General features: G+C 68.8%; 19 protein-coding genes. 9 read left to right on the forward strand and 10 right to left on the reverse strand.

Annotated features, from left to right (window positions below; all coding sequences use genetic code 11):
• Window positions 1-36: 36 nt before the first annotated feature.
• The 4 genes from OG272_RS31545 to OG272_RS31560 form a co-directional block, all read right to left on the reverse strand.
• Window positions 37-312 carry a hypothetical protein gene (locus tag OG272_RS31545; protein WP_405895325.1) on the reverse strand — a complete coding sequence of 92 codons (276 nt, stop codon included), beginning with the start codon at window positions 310-312 and terminating at the stop codon, window positions 37-39.
• Window positions 309-515: a hypothetical protein gene (locus OG272_RS31550; RefSeq protein ID WP_405895326.1), complete on the reverse strand. Its 207-nt coding sequence runs from the start codon at window positions 513-515 to the stop codon at window positions 309-311. Before OG272_RS31550 ends, OG272_RS31545 begins: the two co-directional genes overlap by 4 nt.
• A complete protein-coding gene (locus tag OG272_RS31555; protein WP_327728023.1) occupies window positions 515-835 on the reverse strand; it encodes a hypothetical protein in 321 nt (106 codons plus the stop codon). Before OG272_RS31555 ends, OG272_RS31550 begins: the two co-directional genes overlap by 1 nt.
• A 170-nt stretch (window positions 836-1,005) precedes the next feature.
• On the reverse strand, window positions 1,006-1,725 hold the full coding sequence (locus tag OG272_RS31560; RefSeq protein WP_327728022.1) for a GntR family transcriptional regulator: 720 nt from the start codon (window positions 1,723-1,725) through the stop codon (window positions 1,006-1,008).
• 55 nt (window positions 1,726-1,780) lie between these two features.
• On the opposite strand from OG272_RS31560, the gene OG272_RS31565 reads away from it, so the two are divergent.
• Window positions 1,781-2,596 (forward strand): class I SAM-dependent methyltransferase, encoded by an 816-nt coding sequence (locus OG272_RS31565; RefSeq protein WP_405895327.1) that lies wholly within the window; start codon window positions 1,781-1,783, stop codon window positions 2,594-2,596.
• A gap of 790 nt (window positions 2,597-3,386) precedes the next feature.
• On the opposite strand, the gene OG272_RS31570 is transcribed toward OG272_RS31565, so the two are convergent.
• Window positions 3,387-3,575: a hypothetical protein gene (locus tag OG272_RS31570; RefSeq protein ID WP_326578120.1), complete on the reverse strand. Its 189-nt coding sequence runs from the start codon at window positions 3,573-3,575 to the stop codon at window positions 3,387-3,389.
• A 340-nt stretch (window positions 3,576-3,915) separates the two neighbouring features.
• On the opposite strand from OG272_RS31570, the gene OG272_RS31575 reads away from it, so the two are divergent.
• Both OG272_RS31575 and fxsT read left to right on the forward strand, forming a co-directional pair.
• Window positions 3,916-4,341, forward strand: coding sequence for a hypothetical protein (locus tag OG272_RS31575; protein WP_326578116.1), 426 nt, complete (start codon window positions 3,916-3,918; stop codon window positions 4,339-4,341).
• On the forward strand, window positions 4,338-6,779 hold the full coding sequence (gene fxsT / locus OG272_RS31580) for an FxSxx-COOH system tetratricopeptide repeat protein (protein WP_405895328.1): 2,442 nt from the start codon (window positions 4,338-4,340) through the stop codon (window positions 6,777-6,779). Before OG272_RS31575 ends, fxsT begins: the two co-directional genes overlap by 4 nt.
• A gap of 419 nt (window positions 6,780-7,198) precedes the next feature.
• Here the strand turns inward: fxsT and OG272_RS31585 are convergent, their stop codons facing one another.
• The 5 genes from OG272_RS31585 to OG272_RS31605 all read right to left on the reverse strand — a co-directional run bounded on the left by OG272_RS31585 (window position 7,199) and on the right by OG272_RS31605 (window position 11,086).
• Entirely contained in the window at window positions 7,199-8,248 is a 1,050-nt protein-coding gene (locus OG272_RS31585) for a hypothetical protein (RefSeq protein ID WP_326578114.1), read from the reverse strand.
• 249 nt (window positions 8,249-8,497) lie between these two features.
• Window positions 8,498-9,229 (reverse strand): Mut7-C RNAse domain-containing protein, encoded by a 732-nt coding sequence (locus OG272_RS31590; RefSeq protein WP_405895329.1) that lies wholly within the window; start codon window positions 9,227-9,229, stop codon window positions 8,498-8,500.
• Window positions 9,230-9,373: 144 nt separating this feature from the next.
• Window positions 9,374-10,015 carry a TetR/AcrR family transcriptional regulator gene (locus OG272_RS31595; RefSeq protein ID WP_327728018.1) on the reverse strand — a complete coding sequence of 214 codons (642 nt, stop codon included), beginning with the start codon at window positions 10,013-10,015 and terminating at the stop codon, window positions 9,374-9,376.
• Window positions 10,016-10,019: 4 nt separating this feature from the next.
• Entirely contained in the window at window positions 10,020-10,247 is a 228-nt protein-coding gene (locus OG272_RS31600; protein ID WP_327728017.1) for a hypothetical protein, read from the reverse strand.
• Between the two features lie 80 nt (window positions 10,248-10,327).
• On the reverse strand, window positions 10,328-11,086 hold the full coding sequence (locus OG272_RS31605; protein ID WP_326578106.1) for a hemolysin III family protein: 759 nt from the start codon (window positions 11,084-11,086) through the stop codon (window positions 10,328-10,330).
• Between the two features lie 351 nt (window positions 11,087-11,437).
• Between OG272_RS31605 and OG272_RS31610 the strand changes: the two genes are divergently transcribed.
• The 6 genes from OG272_RS31610 (at window position 11,438) to OG272_RS31635 (ending at window position 18,561) form a co-directional block, all read left to right on the forward strand.
• Window positions 11,438-13,264, forward strand: a complete 1,827-nt coding sequence (locus tag OG272_RS31610) for a phosphoenolpyruvate carboxykinase (GTP) (RefSeq protein WP_327728016.1) — start codon at window positions 11,438-11,440, stop codon at window positions 13,262-13,264.
• A 393-nt stretch (window positions 13,265-13,657) separates the two neighbouring features.
• Complete coding sequence (locus tag OG272_RS31615) at window positions 13,658-14,647, forward strand: serine/threonine-protein kinase (RefSeq protein ID WP_326578102.1); 990 nt, start codon at window positions 13,658-13,660, stop codon at window positions 14,645-14,647.
• A gap of 280 nt (window positions 14,648-14,927) precedes the next feature.
• Window positions 14,928-15,212, forward strand: a complete 285-nt coding sequence (locus tag OG272_RS31620; RefSeq protein WP_326578100.1) for a hypothetical protein — start codon at window positions 14,928-14,930, stop codon at window positions 15,210-15,212.
• A 511-nt stretch (window positions 15,213-15,723) separates the two neighbouring features.
• Entirely contained in the window at window positions 15,724-16,905 is a 1,182-nt protein-coding gene (locus tag OG272_RS31625) for a hypothetical protein (protein WP_405895330.1), read from the forward strand.
• A 104-nt stretch (window positions 16,906-17,009) separates the two neighbouring features.
• Window positions 17,010-17,771, forward strand: a complete 762-nt coding sequence (locus OG272_RS31630; protein WP_326578096.1) for a VWA domain-containing protein — start codon at window positions 17,010-17,012, stop codon at window positions 17,769-17,771.
• A 1-nt stretch (window position 17,772) separates the two neighbouring features.
• Window positions 17,773-18,561, forward strand: a complete 789-nt coding sequence (locus OG272_RS31635; protein WP_405895331.1) for a PP2C family serine/threonine-protein phosphatase — start codon at window positions 17,773-17,775, stop codon at window positions 18,559-18,561.
• Window positions 18,562-18,607: the final 46 nt, after the last annotated feature.

An 18,607-nucleotide genomic window follows, 5' to 3' on the forward strand; every position in this document is an offset into this window, starting at 1 on the left:
TCCGGTGGGCAACCGCCGGGTACGGGGCCGTGTCGGTTACGCGCGACCGATGATGTGTGCGGCCCCGGGCGAGACTTGAACGGGTTGACGACAGTCCGGCGCGGCCGGGGGCGGGGGCCGGCCGTCGAGGGAGCGGCAGAGGGCTGCGTGGAGGTGTTCGGCTTCGGCGAGGGTGAGGGTGAGGGTCAGGTCGGTGTCGGTCAGTTCTCCGCGGTCTCCGCCGGTACGGGTCAGCCGTAGCGGTACGGCGATCCGGTCGTCGTCGGTGCGGCGTACCGGCCGCCCGGGTGTGCGCACGATGGTCCAGCTCATGGTGTGGCCTCCCCGACTCTCCCGATGCGCGTGAGGCGGTACGTGCCCCACAGCCGCCGTCCGTCCTCGCACCCCTCCTGGGCCCTGGGGCTGCCCTTGCAGCCGTCGGCACACGTGCGGGTGTGCTCGAACCACAGCCGGTAGGCGCGGAGCATGGGGGTTTCGACGCGCCGGGCGACGGCCCCGACCTGCCCTTCGGCCATCAGCTCACCTCCGCGAACTGTCGTGCCTGCCGGGCCCGTTGACGCGCCTCGGGGAGGATGAGGTAGGCGCCGACGAGAGTGCTGGCGATGTCGTCGTCGGCGATGGCGGGGAGTTCGGCAGGCGGCCACGGACATCGGCTTCTGCGGCGCCGGGCGCCGGCGAGGATGGCGGCCCAGATCTCGGGGGAGGGGTGGTGGGCGGGTAGGCCTGGCGCGGTAGCCGGTGCCGCGTCCGGTTCGTGGGCCGCGCGGTTGGGTTCAGGCGGCGGCCCGAAGAGCACTGTCCTCACCCGTACGAGTGCCCGTGATACAAGGTGCATTGTCGGTCTCCTAGTCAGATCGGCCATGCCCCGGGACCGTGACGGCGGTCGCCGGGGTCTGCCTTGCCCACTGTTGGGGCGTGGAGTGACTGCGTCGCGAAAGCGGTCCTGTGCGACACAAAAAAGACTGGACCGGTGGACCGGTCCAGTCAAGCGAAACGTCAGTTTCTCTACCTCATGGGGTAGTTGTCGACTTGCTCGAACACATGTGAGGCACTCACTCCCTCTTCGCAGACGAGCGGTCGATGATCCTGGTCGACGGCCACGTGCAGCACCACGGCCACCGCTGCCGGCTGCTCCACCTCCAGTAGACGGGCCTCTTCGTCATCGGCCAGCCGAACTGACGTCGTGTCCGTCCCCTCCGCCGGGATACGACCCGTCTCGCGTCGCACGTAGTGCGTGGTCCCCTCCGCGATGGGCCCCTTCATGGCCAGGCGCGGGGCCGCGTCAGCGATGACGGGCGGAAACCAGGCCGTTACCAGCGAGTGCGGGGAGCCGTCGTCGAGCAGTACGAGCCGGATTCTCCGCAGTGCCTTCTCGCCCGCCTTCAACTCCAACGCTTCCGCCACGTGCGGCGGCGGCACCGTACGGTCGGGCACACCGATGCGCCGGTATGGGGCGCCGCCCGTCACTCGTGTGGAACCGGCGCGACGGGCACCCGCAGGCCGGGCGACAGGTGTCTCGGCGACGACGAATCCGGCACCCTGCCGAGCGGTCGCCAGGCCGTCGTTGCGCAGGACGTCGTACGCCTTGACGACGGTGGCTCTCGACACGTCCCACTGCTCGGCCAGATCGCGGCCGGAGGGAAGCAAATCGCCGGGACCGAACTCGCCGTTGGCGATCCGAGTGCGTAGATCCTCGGCGATCTGCTCGTACTTCAGCTGCGGCATGGCTGTCGTTTCCGATCATTGGACTGGTCCACCGGTTCGCATCCAGAATGCCCGTATGACGAGCCCTGAGGTAGCGCCGGAGATCGTGAGGTTCTACGCCGAGACGATCGACGAGGCCGACCGACTGTCCACGACGGCGGACGGCCACCTGGAACTGGTGCGCACCCAGGAGTTGCTGCGCCGCCACCTGCCACCCCCGCCCGCCCGGATCCTCGACGTGGGCGGCGGCCCCGGCGTCCACGCCCGATGGCTGGTCGCGGACGGCTACGACGTCCACCTCGTCGACCCGATCCCCCGCCACCTGCCCCAGGCCGAACGGGTCGGCGCAACAGCCGAGTTGGGCGACGCCCGTCACCTCACGGCCGAAGACGCCTCATACGACGTAGTCCTCCTCCTGGGCCCCCTCTACCACCTCCCCGACCGCACCGGCCGCGACCGGGCCCTCGCCGAGGCCCACCGCGTCCTCAAGCCGGGCGGCCTCCTCGCGGCGGCCGGCATCAACCGCTATGCCTCCCTCTTCGAACACACCGCCTTCGCCCACCTCCACAAGGAACCCTTGCGCGAAAGCATCTCCGGCATCCTCGCCACCCAGATCCACGACGGAAAGAAGGCGTTCACGAAGGCGTACTTCCACAGCGGCGCCCAACTCCTCGACGAGGTAGCCACCGCCGACTTCACCGACACCCAGGTCTACGGCATCGAGGGCCCCGCATGGTCCCTCTTGGCCGCCACCGAACGCCACACCGGCGAGCCCCTCACAGACTCCCCACTCTTCGAGTCGGCCCTGACCGCAGCGCGCATGGCGGAGCCGTACCCCGAGTTGCTGGCGGCGAGCTCCCACTTGCTGGCCGTCGGCCACCGGCCGGCATGATCGGTCGCCTTCACCGCCGCCCCAATCCTGCCCTCCCCACACGCGCCGCAACGACGCGCACAGAGCCACCCTCAGGTGAGTGTCTAACTGCGTGACAACGCCAGCGGACAACGACGGACGGACGCGAACGCCAGTGGACCGTCAGCGCAGGTACGCGGCACACCAGCCCAAGACCGAACACTCGCCCAAGTTGCTTCGGGACGAAGAGGTCATCGAGCAAGGAGCCGCCCATGCGCTTTCGCCGTCGAGACTTGCTCTGGTCGACGGGTGACAGCGTGGCTCAGGCCGGCGGGGGTGCAGTCATCGTCGCCGCCAAAGTCTCTGGTGCGGTTCTTCGATGTGGGCAATCTGCGGGGCCCGGGGGCGAGATGCCCTCTTCCAACTGCCCCAAGCCCCGCGGGAAAACAGGGCGCTGACAACCAGTCCACGGATGACGCTTGGGGCATCATGACCATTCACGGCGCTGAGCAAGCCGCCGATGGCGCAGATGATGAGGAGCAGAGCAAGCAAGGACCAGATCACGATCTTCATGGCGGGAAACGCTATCCGGCCCGGCGTCGGCTCTGGGGGCCCAGGGGAGTACCACCCCCACCCCGAAGTGCACCCACCGTACGGTGCTTCAGGCCGTGTCTCGTCAACGGAACACACCGACAACGTGGCTGAGACAGGTGGGAGTGCGGCGAGACACACGCGCGCCTGATCGGTTGCCGCACCCGCCATCGTGGCGGACTGTCGTCGGCGGAGGCTCAGACCGGCTCACACGATGGCTACGCTCCCTGGACACTCCGCCTCAGAAGTTCGTCATCGACAGCACGAAGCCGCTGCCGCCACTCCCGCCAGCCTTGGGGTTGCGACCCGTGCCACCCACCACGGCACCCTCAGCCCGCTCAGCCGCGAAGGCCCGGCGCTCCCGCGGTTGTTCAACAGCCAGGCCGGCCAAATCGGCGTACCAGTTGTCGTAGAGCTTCCAACGACTCATAGCCCCAGCGTGCCGACCACCACGACCCGCCGCACACCAATTTCGGACACCCACGACCGCCCGACCGCACCACAAGCGCACCACATCGAGCGGGGAATCACGGGGAAGACGGCCCAGCCCGAAGACGCCATGGCTCGAACGTTCGCCCAGGTCAGCTACCGAATCAACCTCAAGTGATCACTGCTTCCCAAGCTGATGGCACGTCAGCGGTGAGGTTGTCCTCGCCCGTGGTCAGTGAGCGGTGTAGGAACCGTTGCGGGCGGTTCGGGCGTTTTGGCTTCATGGAAGGGGCGGTGTTTCTACGCTGGGTTCCTTCGGAGCCGCAGAACAGGGGGAGCAAGTGGGTGCTGAGGTTGTGCAGTTGGTGGAGCAGGCGGGCCCGTACCTGACGGCTGCTGTGGGGGCGTATGGGGTGGCGGTGTTGACGCGGGCGCAGGAAGTTGCCGCTGATGCCACGGTGGGTCTGGGGCAGCGGATTCTTCAGCTGGTGTGGCGGCGTGGGGACGAGGCGGGCCGGGCCGAGCTGGAACGCGTGGTGGACGAGGCCGCCGACGAACAAGACAATGCCTACTCCACAGCAGTGCTGAGCAGGCTCCTGCGGCGGGCTTTGCAGGACGATCCCGGTCTGCAGGAGGAGTTGTCCGCCCTGTTGCCTGCTCCGGCTGTGGGCATGGTTACCATCACGGCGTCCGGTGAGCGGTCGATCGCAGCTCAGCACATCGGCACCGCCATCACCGGCGACGGTCACACCCCGCCCCAGCCGTGACAACGGACGACATCGCAGCCGGGCAGCAGATCGAGGCTTCCGGTGAGCGAGCCATCGCAGCCGAGCGCATCAGAGACGCCTACACGGGAGATGTGCACGTCCTGCCGACCGAAGCATTGCAGGCGCCGGACAAGGTCACCGCGGCCCCGGGCACGTCGAACCTGCCCCCTGCCACCCTCTGCCTAGGCCGGGATGAAGAACTGAGCCAGGTGCGCCGCATCCTGGCAGGCGGGGGCGAGGGAGCGATCACGCAGAGCGGAGCGGTGCACGGGCTGGGCGGGATCGGCAAGAGCACCCTCGCCCTGCGCTACGCCCACCGCCACCGCAGCGACTACACCCTGATCTGGTGGATCAACGCCGCCTCCCCCGACGAGATCGAGACCTCCCTCACCGAGCTCACTACGGCACTGGTCCCCGACTGGGCAGCCTCCGCCCAGCGCGGGGCACAGCTGTCGTGGGCGAAGCAATGGCTGGCCTGGCACCGGGACTGGCTGCTCATCTACGACAACGTCGAGGACCCCGCCGACCTCGCCCCCTACACCGGCGCACTTCACCGGGGCCACCACTTGGCCACCAGCCGTCGTACCACCGGCTGGCCCGACAGCGCCGCCACACTCTGCCTGGGCAACCTCGACCCCGACGACGCCACCACGCTCCTGTGCGATCTGGTGTTCAGGGACATCCAGCCCACACCTCAGCAGAAAGTGCACGCCCGCGCGCTCGTCGCTGATCTGGGGTGTCTGCCGCTGGCGGTCAAACAGGCCGGCGCCTACCTCGCCCAGAATCGAGGGGTCAGCATGGACGCGTACCGGCGCCGTCTGGGCACCAAGCTCGCCAGGACCGCCCACGGCATCGACAACCAGCGCACCATCGCCCGCGTCTGGAACGTCACCCTCCAGACCCTGGAGGTTGAGCATCCGCTGGCTGTGGATCTACTGCACACCGCCGCCTGGCTCGCCCCCGACGACATCCCCCACTCCCTCCTCACCCCCGCCGACGCCGACCCGGACGACACCGCGGAAGCCATCGGCACCCTCGCCGCCTACAGCATGGTCACCGACACCGGCACCACCGTCACCATCCACCGCTTGGTCCAAACCGTCCTACGCGCCGCCCCGCCCGCCGACACCACCCAAGCACCCCGGCACCTGCAAGGACGCGACCGCGCCGAGCAAGCAGTCCTGCGCCATCTGACCCCGTTCCCCGGACAGGGAACCACCGACAGCCAGTGGGACACCCTCACCCCCCACCTGGTCACCCTCGCCGCCACCGCCGCACCCGGACACCACAACGTCCGCCTCACCAACGCGTACGCCACCGCCGCCAACCGTCTCCACCACCAGGGGCATACAGCCCGCACCATCCCCCTGCTGGAGGCCACCCTCGCCCAGTCCAAGGAGGCCTTGGGTGACACCCACCCCGACACCCTGATCAGCCGCAACAACCTCGCCTCCGCCTACTCCAAGGTGGGGGACCTGGGGCGGGCCATCCCCCTGCTGGAGGCCACCGTCGTCCAGTTCGAGCAGGTCCTGGGCGAGACCCACCCCGACACCCTGACCAGCCGCAGCAACCTCGCCGGCGCCTATGAGTCGGTGGGGGACCTGGGGCGGGCCATCCCCCTGCTGGAGGCCACCGTCGTCCAGTTCGAGCAGGTCCTGGGCGACAGCCACCCCGACACCCTGACCAGCCGCAACAACCTCGCCTCCGCCTTCTACACGGTGGGGGACCTGGGGCGGGCCATCCCCCTGCTGGAGGCCACCCTGGCCCAGCGCGAGCAGGTCCTGGGCGACAGCCACCCCGACACCCTGACCAGCCGCAACAACCTCGCCTCCGCCTACTCCAAGGTGGGGGACCTGGGGCGGGCCATCCCCCTGCTGGAGACCACCCTCGCCCAGTCCGAGCAGGTCCTGGGCGAGACCCACCCCCACACCCTGGCCAGCCGCAACAACCTCGCCGGCGCCTATGAGTCGGCGGGGGACCTGGGGCGGGCCATCCCCCTGCTGGAGGCCACCCTGGCCCAGTACGAGCAGGTCCTGGGCGACAGCCACCCCGACACCCTGGCCAGCCGCAACAACCTCGCCTCCGCCTTCTACACGGTGGGGGACCTGGGGCGGGCCATCCCCCTGTACGAGGTCACCCTCGCCCAGTACGAGCAGGTCCTGGGCGAGACCCACCCCCACACCCTGGCCAGCCGCAACAACCTCGCCTCCGCCTACTCCAAGGTGGGGGACCTGGGGCGGGCCATCCCCCTGCTGGAGGCCACCGTCGTCCAGTTCGAGCAGGTTCTGGGCGCGACCCACCCCGACACCCTGACCAGCCGCAACAACCTCGCCCACGCCCGCAGAGTTTCCGCAGCTGTACAGCAACCAGATACAGCAACCCCAGCAACCGCCCCCGACCGCCAACCTTCCTCCGACACCCCCGAGCAACCGGTATGACCGTCCCCGACCGTTCTCTGTAGAGCTACGGATCAGAAGGTGCACGTGCCCCATCCGTGCCCGATTCAGCGGGAAGTGCACGCCCACCGTCCACCCGGCGAACCTTGCCGGTCACAGCAAACCAACTGACATCAACAACCGTGGACGTAGGCGGCCTTGAGCGATCACACACGTTATGCCGGTAGGACTGCGAGAGCCGTATCAGAGCCGCTCGATCGAACTTCTCAAGCGGATGTCGCAGGTTCGAGTCCTGTCGGGGGCACAGGAAGTAGGGCCAGCTCAGGAGGGTTTTTCTCTCGGGTTCTCTCGGGCTGGCCCTTCGTCGTATCCGGGGGCGTGCCACACCCGTACCACCACTACAGCTGCCTGCAGGCCGGATCCGCTGGCCGAAGGTGTGCAAGGTGTGCTGTGGGCCGCGGTCATTTCTCGCGGCGGTCAGATTTTGTGCTGGAGCTCTGGAACTCGCGTTCGGCTCCGCGCACATTATTTAGGATGTCCTTACCCTGCCGGTCCACCAGCCGTGTGACGCTCTCTTGCAGAATGCCGAACAGGATCGCCCAGGCGATAATCTGCGGTGCGCTGTCCAGATTTGAAAGACCTGGAATGAATCCCCCATGGATCAGAACAAGGCCCATGAGGGCGGCAAGGGCCCCTACCGGGATACGGAGGAGTACCAGCATCAAGGGGACCGAATACGGGGTGGACGTTCCCTGTATTCCTTTCAGGGAGACTGCCGCCGCGAAAGCCGCCGCCGCAGAACCGAAAGCCATGACGATCAGCATGTCCTGACCGGTTTCCGTGCTGCCGATGGGGCAGACTTGAGGCTTGTCCAGATCTGGGATGAAGCAGATGTTTGACGCGATCGTCGTGGGAGACAAAAAGCCCCACAGGATGAAGAGTCCAGCAATTACCGTCGTCGCCACCACGGACGCCAGTAGTATGTTTCGAAAGCTCCGAGCCCTCGCCCGTTCCTTTTCTTCTGCCATCTGGGCGGCCAGCAGAGTCGTGACGGCGAGTTCGCGCATCTCTTCGGTGAGCCTGTGGCCGTTGTTCTGGAGCTGAACCTCCAGCTTGGCGCGTCGAGGATCTTCCTCGCCCAGATGCTGTCGAGCGTTCGCCAGTACGAGTGTCCCCAACTCGCCCAACTCTTCTTTGGGGGTGAGGCGAAGAATGTTTGTTTCAGCTCTGTGTATATTGGCGAATGCCCGGTCTATGTCCGCTCCAGTAATTACGGACCACGGGCTCTTTCTGCGGTCTGCCGCCAGTCGCGCAGCATTGAGATGCGTCTCAATTTTGGTCGCAATCTCTTCCTCGTGCGGTGCGAGCCCCTGAGATTTGAGCGACTTGATGCGGTTGAGTTGGCACTGGAGTTCTGCAATATGGGCAACAGTGCGTTGCCACCACGAGGATCTGGCATATCCGGCAATATCTTGATCTGCGTCCAGAGCGGTGTTCTTGGTGGATGACATCGCGTCACCCCTCCTGTTGTCCCTGGAGGTTATGCGACGTGCCCGGGGTTACCGTTCCCCTGTGCCCCCAGCCACTTTTCATGCTAAGGGCGTTGCAATCCAAGCGCATCTCGAAAGAGTTGGCATGCTGTCGATTGTTCAAGCATTGAAAGTGGAATCGGATTCGCGAGTTCGGGGTCACGGCGGGGAGTGTGTCGTCCATCCCTCACCCAACCGTGTCCACCGACCGTCGGAGATCGGCTCCCGTACTCAACCCGCCTGGGTACGCGTCCTCAACGCCTCCCGCACGATCGCCTCCAACTGCTCGTGGTGCGCGCCCTTCCAATAAGCCCGCCCACACGCGTCGCACTGCGCGAACACGTCGTACGACCGCTCCGTCCCGCCCTCCAACCGGTCCGCGACCTCCTCCTTCGTCGCCGCCCTCAGCAGACCGTTGCAGGCGGTGCAGCGAGTCCACGGCCGCAGTTCGGGGGCGAACCGGTCGATTACGTCGCGGAGTTGCTCCTCCGGCTGCGTGCTGTAGATGTACGCCCCGGCCCACAGCTCCCGCCGCCGCAGCAGCCCCCGGTCGCGGCTGAGCATCACCCGCTGTTCGGCGGCGGACCGCGTGGCCAGGGCCGGGTCACCGATGTCCGTCGACTCGTACGCCACGTCGACGCCCAGCAGCCGCAGCCGTCGCGCGAGCGTGCCGAGGTGGACGTCGAGGAGGAAGCGGAGCGGGGCGCCCGGCACCCGCTGGGGGCGTTCCACCGGGCGTACGGTCACCGACTCGCCGTCCGCCGGGATGTGCGACACCGGCACCTCGCGGCCGTCGACGACCAGCGTGCCGACCTCGGTGAGGGGGACACCGAGGGACTCGATCACGTGGCCGAGCGTCGAGACGCCGTCAGTGGCCAGCGGGGTCGCGCTCCCGCGCCGGCCGTGGGGGACGAACAGGGCCAGCTCGGGGGCGACTTCGACGTAGATCTCGGCTGCTTTCACCTGGTCAGGATGGCATGGGGGAGGGGTGGGGCCTCAGGGAATTTCCTCGGGGTTTCCGGCAGGGGTTTCCGGCAGGGGTCTCCGGCATGTCCTCTGCGCATGTCCTCAGGGAGTGGGCTCAGGGAGTGGGCTCAGGGAGTGGGCTCAGGGAGTGGGCTCGGCGGTTTCCTTGGGGAGGCCGTGTTGGAGGACGTCCAGCGTGCGGTCGACGAGTTCGGCGAAGTCGTCGCGGTGGTCGTTCTCGGCCCAGTAGAGGGAGGTCTCCATCAGGCCGCCGACGAGGGACATCGCCCAGACGCGTACCTCCAGGCTGCCCGGGTCCCGGCCGGTGCGCTCGCCGATGGCGGTGCAGAGCATGCGGCCGGTGACCGACATGCTCTCCATCATGCGCGAGCGCACCGCGGGGATCTGGACCATCAGGTGGGTGCGCAGCCGTGCGACCTCCAGGTCCTCCTCGATGCCCGTGCGGACGGCCTTCCGCAGCACGTACCGGATGGTGTCCGGCCACGGTTCGTCGGCGGGGCGGGCCCGTAGTTCCTCCAGGAGGATCGGGTCGTACTCGTCCGTGAGGACGATGTCCTCCTTGGTCGGGAAGTACCGGAAGACGGTCGACGGCGAGACCTCCGCCCGGTCGGCGATCTGCTCGATCGTCGTGGCGTCGTAGCCCTGCTCCTCGACCAGTGCGTAGGTCGCGGCGCGGATCGCCTCGCGGGTCTTGATCTTCTTCCGCTCACGGAGTCCGAGCGGGGGGCGGTCGGTGGGGGCGGTGGGGCGTGCGGCCGTCATGCGGTCATTGTCGGGTATCGGCCTTCGAGGTGGCCAGGTCAGGGGCGGTGGCCCCCAACGGTCCGGGCCGTCGTCGGCGCGCTCGGCGGGAACGCGGCGACCAGGGCCTCGTCCTGGCCGTGTGCGGCAGCGCGGCGACCAGGGCCGCGCCGCCGCACACGGCCAGGACGAGGCCCATGCCGTGGACGACCACGACGAGGCTCATGCCGTGGACGTACACGACGAGGCTCATGCCGTGGACGTACACGGGCGCACGAAAACGGCCACGGCTCGGAAGCCGTGGCCAGGGAGGGGGAGGGGAGGGGAGGTGGTTTACGCGTGCTGGTACGCGACCATCGAGATCCCCACGTAGTGCACGACGAACGCCGCGAGGGTGAAGGAGTGGAAGACCTCGTGGAAGCCGAACCAGCGCGGTGACGGGTCCGGGCGCTTGAGGCCGTAGATGACACCGCCGGCGCTGTAGAGGAGGCCGCCGACGATCACCAGGACGAGGACGGCGATGCCGCCCGTGCGCATGAAGTCGGGCAGGAAGAAGACGGCCGCCCAGCCCATCGCGATGTAGCAGGGCGTGTAGAGCCAGCGCGGGGCGCCGACCCAGAACACCCGGAAGGCGATGCCGGCGACGGCCGCACCCCAGATGCCCCACAGCAGCCACTGCCCCTTGGCACCCGGCAGGAGCAGCATCGTCAGCGGGGTGTAGGAGCCCGCGATGATCAGGAAGATGTTGGCGTGATCCAGCCGGCGCAGGATGCCGTCCATGCGCGGGTTCCAGTTCCCCCGGTGGTACAGCGCGCTCACGCCGAACAGCAGGCAGGCAGTGAAGGCGAAGATCCCGCAGGCGATGCGTCCCCGCGTCGAGTCCGCGAGGGCGGTGAGCACCAGGCCGGCGACGAGCACGGCCGGGAACATGCCGAGATGCAGCCAGCCCCGGAGTTTGGGCTTGATCTCGTCGGTGATCTGGTTGATCTCATCGGTGATCTGGTGGGCGATCTGATGCGGCAGGGATCGCGTGTCGGAGGAGCGGCCGTCGGCCGGTGTCTCCGCGTGCGCATCGGGGACGGACGCTGTCATGCCCTCCATCGTACCTACGGTCCCGTAACTTACGGGACCGTGCGGGCCGTTCGCGTCCCCGGAAGTGGCCATGGTCTCACGCGGGGCCCTCGTGGGGGATACCCGAGCGCACATTCGGATACCCGCGGTGAAGTGATGGTGACGCACGGAAACCTTTTGGGCGGACGTTGTCGAGTGGTGATGGTCACCATGCTCACGTGGGCGGCCCTCTGGACATATGGGCACTCCCGTCGGATGATCAAATGAGTGCGGTCGACACCGGATGAGCGCCCAGAGATCCCCTCGTGAAGCATCCGGGTCGCAGCCCCCACGGGGCCTCCAACAAAAAATCCCTCATTTTTAGGAGCAATCGTGGCGCGCGACATCGCGGCTCCCCCTGTAACCGTCCCCACCACCCACCGAGAACTCGTGGCGTGGGTGAACGAGATCGCCGAACTGACCGAGCCGGACAACGTGGTCTGGTGCGACGGATCCGAGGCCGAGTACGAGCGCCTGTGCGGGGAGCTCGTCGAGAAGGGCACCTTCCGGAAGCTCGACCCGATCAAGCGCCCGAACTCCTACTACGCCGCGTCCGACCCGACCGATGTCGCCCGGGTCGAGGATCGCACCTTCATCTGTTCGGAGAAGGAGGAGGACGCGGGTCCGACGAACCACTGGAAGGCCCCCGCCGAGATGCGGGACATCTTCCAGGGCGAGAAGGGCCTGTTCCGCGGCTCGATGCGCGGTCGCACGATGTACGTCGTCCCGTTCTGCATGGGCCCCCTCGGCTCGCCGCTCTCCGCCATCGGCGTCGAGATCACCGACTCCGCGTACGTCGCCGTTTCCATGCGCACGATGACCCGTATGGGACAGCCGGTGCTGGACGAGCTCGGCTCCGAGGGCTTCTTCGTGAAGGCCGTGCACACCCTCGGTGCCCCGCTGGAGCCCGGCCAGGCCGATGTGCCGTGGCCCTGCAACAGCACCAAGTACATCTCCCACTTCCCCGAGAGCCGCGAGATCTGGTCGTACGGCTCCGGGTACGGCGGCAACGCGCTGCTCGGCAAGAAGTGCTACGCCCTGCGTATCGCGTCGGTGATGGCGCGCGACGAGGGCTGGCTCGCCGAGCACATGCTGATCCTCAAACTGACGCCCCCGCAGGGGGAGTCGAAGTACGTCGCCGCCGCGTTCCCGTCCGCCTGCGGCAAGACGAACCTGGCGATGCTGGAGCCGACCGTCCGGGGCTGGACCGTCGAGACGATCGGCGACGACATCGCGTGGATGCGTTTCGACGAGGACGGGCAGCTCTACGCCATCAACCCGGAGGCCGGGTTCTTCGGTGTCGCGCCCGGCACCGGTGAGCACACCAACGCCAACGCGATGAAGACGCTGTGGGGCAACTCCGTCTTCACGAACGTGGCGCTGACGGACGACGGCGACGTGTGGTGGGAGGGGATGACGGAGGAGACCCCGGCGCACCTGACCGACTGGAAGGGCAACGACTGGACGCCGGACGCCGAGACGCCGGCCGCCCACCCGAACGCCCGCTTCACGGTGCCCGCCTCCCAGTGCCCGATCATCGCGCCCGAGTGGGAGAACCCCAAGGGCGTGCCGATCTCGGCGATCCTCTTCGGCGGTCGCCGCGCCACGGCGGTGCCGCTGGTGACGGAGTCCTTCGACTGGAACCACGGGGTGTTCCTGGGCGCGAACGTGGCGTCGGAGAAGACCGCCGCGGCCGAGGGCAAGGTCGGCGAACTGCGCCGCGACCCCTTCGCGATGCTCCCCTTCTGCGGCTACAACATGGGCGACTACATGGGCCACTGGGTCGATGTCGCCAAGGGCAAGGACCAGGCGAAGCTGCCGAAGATCTACTACGTCAACTGGTTCCGCAAGAACGACGAGGGCAAGTTCGTCTGGCCCGGCTTCGGTGAGAACAGCCGCGTCCTGAAGTGGATCGTGGACCGGCTGGACGGCAAGGCGGAGGGTGTGGAGACGCCGATCGGCATCCTCCCGACGCCTCAGGCGCTGGACACGGAGGGGCTGGATCTCTCCTCGTCCGACCTGGACTTCCTGCTGACCGTCGACAAGGAGGTGTGGCGGGAGGAGGCGGCGCTCGTTCCCGAACACCTCAACACCTTCGGTGATCACACGCCGAAGGAGCTGTGGGACGAGTACCGGGCGCTGGTGAGCCGCCTGGGCTGACGCCCCTTCGCTCCGCGACCGGCCGGGTATGGGTTGCCCTGACCAGCGATGTCACCTTGGCCGGTCGCGGTTTTTTGTGCGCCTGATAGCTCGGGGTTCTGGGGTTCGTCGGCGGGTGCGGGTCCGGTGGGGGCTTTGCGCGCAGTTCCCCGCGCCCCTGAAAAGCAGGGGCTGCGCCCCGTGCTTTTCGCCCCGAAAGGGCCGAAGGCCCTTCAGGGGCGCGGGGAACTGCGCGAGAAGCCCCACCGAACCCGCGGATGGGGGTCGAAGGGGCGCAGCCCCTGGATGGGGGAGGGACGAGTAAGGGCGGAGGGGGCGAAAAGGGCTGCCGGGGAGGGGATTTCGCGGGACACTCGGGACATCCGCACCGAACCCCGAAATGAGGTGAGCGGGGTGCGTACACCCGTAAGTGACCCCATGAAGATCGGCCCGTACAAGATAGTCGGCCGCCTCGGCTCCGGCGGTATGGGTTGGGTCTACCTGGGCCGCTCACCCGCCGGCCGCGAGGTCGCCGTCAAGGTCGCCCGCCACGAACTCGCCGCCGAACCCGAGTTCCGCGAACGCTTCGCCCGTGAGGTCGCCGCCGCCCGCGTGGTCAGCGGCGCCTACACCGCCGCCGTGGTCGACGCCGACCCGACGGCCGAACTCCCCTGGCTGGCCACCCTGTACGTCCCCGGACCCTCCCTCGCGGAAGCGGTCCGCGCCGACGGCCCCCTTCCCGAGGCCCAGGTCCGCCCCCTCGGCGCCGGCCTCGTCGAGGCGTTGCAGGCCATCCACGCCGCCCACGTGATCCACCGCGACCTCAAGCCGGCCAACGTCCTGCTCGCCCAGGACGGCCCCCGTGTCATCGACTTCGGCATCTCCCGCGTGGACGGCGCTCCCGGCCTCACCCGCGTCGGCGTCGTCGTCGGCACCCCGCCGTTCATGTCGCCCGAGCAGATCCGCGGCGACCGGGTCGGCCCGGCGAGCGACGTGTTCGCGCTGGGCGGGGTCCTGGTGTACGCGCTCACCGGCCGCCCGCCGCACGGCAGCGGGGAGGCCGTGCGTGTGGAGGTCGTCCGAGGAGAGCCCCGGCTCGACGGCGTACCGCCGGGGCTGCGGCCCCTCATCGCACGCTGCCTGGCCAAGCGACCCGAGGACCGGCCCCCGCTCGCCGCGATCCTGGCCGAGTTGATGGAGGAGGACGCGCGTGCCGAGGCATGGCCGCCGCCGCAGGTGGCCCGGACCATCGAGGTGCGCTACGAGGAGCTGAAGGAGCGCCACCGGCGCCGAACGACGAGCGAGTCCGTCCCCTCCTGTCTGCTGCTGCACGCGCAGGCACTGCTCGACGCCGGGCTGACCGACGCGATGGTCGTCGGGGCGGTGGTCCGTGACGGCGCCTGACTCCTACCCGGGCCGGGATTCCCCTCCCGGCCGCGACTCCTTCTCCGGCCGTGACTCCTTGTCCGGCCCCGGCCGTGACTCCTTCTCCGGGCGGGGCTCGTACTCCGGGCGCGACTCGTATCCGGGGGGCAACGCCGAGATATACGACCTCGGCACGCACTGGCGGCAGTTGGTGCAGAGTTGGGTCGCCCGGCGGAATTACCACACGGTCCACGACACCGTCTCCGTTTCCCTGCAATTCGATCTCCATGAGGCGGGGCGGATGGTCACGGTGCGATTCATGACGACCAAGAAGCTTCTCGTGGCGTTCGCGACGGACGGGAATTTCCTGCGCCAGGACCAAATAGCCATCGCGGCGGCCGCGTCGAACGCCTGGAATACCGAACAGCTGAACCCCATGCTGTCCGTATGGGACGTGCGCGGGCCGCGGCCCTGTCTCGCCGGAGTCTGCGATCTGCCACTGACGTGCCGTATCACCCAGGCGGACTTCGACGCGTTGGCCAATGACTGGGTGGATCGGGCGCGGCAGATGTTCAGCCGTTGCCATCAAGTGTTCAAATTGTAGAAGTGAAAAGCGTACTGATCGTAAGTCAACGGACGTCGCCGTAACTCCACCGGCGGAATACTCCAAACCCTTCCGGCCGCCCGGTTGCCTGCTCCACTATGGGATGGGCTTTTCAGGGCCGCGGGGGCGTGCCTTTCAGGCCACGGGGGGGGGGAGTTGCTCGCCAGGAAGTGTGCATGAGGTCGAGTTGGCTGTGATGGTCGGCTTCTGGGCTTGCGGTGTGCTGGGCCGTGCGGGCTACGGTGGTCGTGTGATCTGGGACGCCGGGTGTGGCGTCAGTGTGCGGGGCCCCCGCTCCACCGGAGTGATGGTTCGGGGCCTCCTCGTCGCCTTTGGCTACACCCACATGGTCAGGTCGCACAGGGAACTGGCCTCCCGGGATCGGACCACGGACAGGATCCGTGTCGCTGCCCCGGGGCTGAGTACGCCGGGGACCAGTACGCCCAAGACCGTTCGGGGCGTGCGGCCGAGCGGACTCACTTCTGCTCAGTCCACAGGAACGGTTGGTGCGATGGGTGCGACGGGTCGTTTGTCGTTTCTCGGTGTGCTGGTGGGGTTGTTGGCCGCGTTGGTTCCCGCGGGGCCGTCGGCCGCGGCCGACGCCCCGTGTCCCGACGACGGGTTCACGGAACGGCTGGAGTGCTGGGCCGGCCGCATATCCGAGGGGCCCGTGGTGATCACGCTCAAAGGGCCCCTGGAGTACGAGGACCTCGATGAGAGGCACCATGAGGCCATCAGACGGCTGCGCGAGGACACCCACCCGTTGGTGGTGCAGGTGTCGGAGGGCGTGAACACCGGGCAGGGCGGCACGGCGCTGCTCCTCATCGCCGAAGAACTGCTCATCCACCCCGGTGCCAGGATCGACCGGCTGAAGACGCGGACGCTGGCCGACCTGGAGGCGAGCGGCCTCTGCGACGACACGAACCAACTGTGTGCCAAGGTCCGCCCCGGCCCGGGGGCGGCCACCCTCAAAGGCTCGGAACTGGCAGCCTTCGCCGCCGACCCCGACGACAACAGCTTCACCATCACCGAAGTCGACGGCGACCGGAACTCCGGCTCCTCGACCTCGTCCGGCGGCCCCGACGGCGAGGGTGACAGGAACCGGGACGACAAGGGGCAGGACGACAAGGGCCGAGCCGTCGACAACCGGCCCGACACCCCCGAAAGCGAAGCCGCCGGCTACAGCGGCGCCACCTGGACCGCCCTCTGGATGGGGCTTCTCCTCGCCCTGTTGCTGCTCGCCTTCGTGATCGTGATCCGGCGGTCCAGGGGCCCGGTGGCCGTGGGGCACCGGGCGGTGTCTTCGGGCCGGCCGGCCGGCGGGCCCGCGCGGGCGGCACCGGCGCACGCGGCGCGAGGCGGGGGCGGTGCCGGAGCCGGTGGGGGCGGTGCCGGAGCAGGCGGGGACGAGAGCACCACTCGGCTACGGGTCGCGTCCGCGCCGCGGCACGGCCGTCAGGTGGGAGCCCGCCCGGGGCACGCCCGGACCGCCGTCGTACGGACCGAACTCCACCCGCAGGGCTATGTCGAGGTCGACCGGGTGCTGCGCCGGGCGGTGTGGGCCGAGCCGGAGCGGCCGCCCCCCGCGCCCGGCGGCCTCGTCGACGTCACCGACGCGGCAGAACGCGACTCCGACGTCCTGTACGCCTTCCCGCCGACGGCCGCACGGCACGCGAAGGGCACGCCCAGGTAGGCGTCGGCACGCCCAGGTGGGCATCGGCGCGCCCAGGTCGGCGTCGGCACGCCGAGGTAGGCATCGGCACCATCAGAGGTATCGGAAACACAGGGGGAAGAACGATGCACAGCGAATACCCGCCCACGCTGCCGGCGGAGTACGCCGACATCGAGTTCGAGAACAACGCCCAGCGCATGCCGCTCGTGCTCTGCCTCGACACATCCAGCTCCATGGCGGGTCAGCCGATCCAGACACTCAACAACGCGCTCGCCGAGTGGACCCGCGAACTCCACGACGACGTCAGCCTCAGCTACAGCGTGGAGGTCGCCGTCGTCACCTTCGGCGGCCAGGGTGTCGGCGCCTGGCGCGGGCCCCAGCTCCTCGACCCGCGCACCCGGACGAGCCCCTTCATACCCGCGCACGCCTTCCAGGCACCGCAGCTCACGGCCGCCGGGGTCACCCTGATGACCGAGGCGCTGGAGCTGGCGATGCACATCGTCGCGGCCCGCAAGAGCGAGCTGCGGGCGTCCGGGCTGCAGTACTACCGGCCGCAGATCTGCCTCGTCACGGACGGTCTGCCCACCGACCCGACCGGCCATCTCACCGACTCCTGGCACCGGCTGGTCCCCGTCCTCGCCGAGGAGCAGCGCGCCCGCCGGTTCCGGCTGTACGCCATCGGCGTCGGCGGGATCACGGACATGGGGGAGCAGGTGCTGCGGGCCTTCGCGCCGAAGTTCAACGCACGGTTGCAGGGGTTCCCGTTCCGGGAGCTGCTCCAGATGATGTCCGCCAGCGCCAACGCCGAGCAGAAGGGGGCGGGGGACGAGGTGTTCGAGAAGATCTTCAGCCAGTTCAAGACACAGCGCCCGGCCTGGGAGGCGTGAGGTGACCGCCGCCCCGCCCTGGCGCATCCACGGACTGAGCGTCGAGGGCTACCGGCACCGACGCCAGGGCCTGCCCTGCCAGGACGCGTGCGCCGCCGTCGCCACGCCGTCCGTCGCCGTGCTCGCCGTCGCCGACGGGGCCGGCAGCCGGCCCCGGTCGGAGGAGGGCGCGCGGCTCGCGGTGCGGCTCGCGACGGAGTATTTCGCGCGGCGGGCCGAGGCGGCCGTGGAGGTGCGGCCGGGGGATGCCGTGCACGAATTGCTGCGGGACGCCCTGGCGGACGTCAGCAAGGACTTCCTCGACCAGACCGGCGCCGACGCGCAGGACTTCGCCACCACGCTCACCGTGGTGGTGCTCGCGCCCGGCTGGATCGGGCACCTCACCGTGGGGGACGGGTTCGTCGTCGTACGGGCCGGGACGGAGGACGGGCAGCGCCAGTTCCATCTGCTGCCGCAGGCCGCGGCGGTGAGCGAGTACAGCAACGAGACGGTGTTCCTGACCTCGCCGGACGTGGGGCGCTGGACGCACACCGAGTGCGTCCTGGACGACGGGGTCGACGGAGTGCTGCTCTCCACGGACGGGCTCGCCCAGGCCATGCTCAACCGGTCGGCCGACGGCGCGCCGTCCCCGAACACCTCCTTCGCCGACGCAGTCTTCCGCTCCCTCGACACCGCCGCCGAGGACGACCGCGACCCCAACCTGGCCGCCCTGCTCCGCTCCGACCGCCTCACCGCCCTCAACGCCGACGACAAGACCCTGCTACGAGCCGTCCGCGCGATCCGGCGATGACCGCTCTGCCAGGGCGCCGACCGCTTCCGCGCGGCGACGAACGGCC

It is taken from the genome of Streptomyces sp. NBC_00104 (assembly GCF_045160825.1).
Taxonomy (GTDB): Bacteria; Actinomycetota; Actinomycetes; order Streptomycetales; family Streptomycetaceae; genus Streptomyces.

Coding starts and splice junctions, on each gene's coding strand:
- OG272_RS31600 (WP_327728017.1), bottom strand. CDS start 10,247: ATGAGCCTCGTCGTGTACGTCCACGGCATGAGCCTCGTCGTGGTCGTC.
- OG272_RS31625 (WP_405895330.1), top strand. CDS start 15,724: ATGGGTGCGACGGGTCGTTTGTCGTTTCTCGGTGTGCTGGTGGGGTTG.
- OG272_RS31555 (WP_327728023.1), bottom strand. CDS start 835: ATGCACCTTGTATCACGGGCACTCGTACGGGTGAGGACAGTGCTCTTC.
- OG272_RS31560 (WP_327728022.1), bottom strand. CDS start 1,725: ATGCCGCAGCTGAAGTACGAGCAGATCGCCGAGGATCTACGCACTCGG.
- OG272_RS31585 (WP_326578114.1), bottom strand. CDS start 8,248: ATGTCATCCACCAAGAACACCGCTCTGGACGCAGATCAAGATATTGCC.
- OG272_RS31605 (WP_326578106.1), bottom strand. CDS start 11,086: ATGACAGCGTCCGTCCCCGATGCGCACGCGGAGACACCGGCCGACGGC.
- OG272_RS31550 (WP_405895326.1), bottom strand. CDS start 515: ATGGCCGAAGGGCAGGTCGGGGCCGTCGCCCGGCGCGTCGAAACCCCC.
- OG272_RS31570 (WP_326578120.1), bottom strand. CDS start 3,575: ATGAGTCGTTGGAAGCTCTACGACAACTGGTACGCCGATTTGGCCGGC.
- OG272_RS31620 (WP_326578100.1), top strand. CDS start 14,928: ATGACGACCAAGAAGCTTCTCGTGGCGTTCGCGACGGACGGGAATTTC.
- OG272_RS31595 (WP_327728018.1), bottom strand. CDS start 10,015: ATGACGGCCGCACGCCCCACCGCCCCCACCGACCGCCCCCCGCTCGGA.
- OG272_RS31545 (WP_405895325.1), bottom strand. CDS start 312: ATGAGCTGGACCATCGTGCGCACACCCGGGCGGCCGGTACGCCGCACC.
- OG272_RS31630 (WP_326578096.1), top strand. CDS start 17,010: ATGCACAGCGAATACCCGCCCACGCTGCCGGCGGAGTACGCCGACATC.
- OG272_RS31565 (WP_405895327.1), top strand. CDS start 1,781: ATGACGAGCCCTGAGGTAGCGCCGGAGATCGTGAGGTTCTACGCCGAG.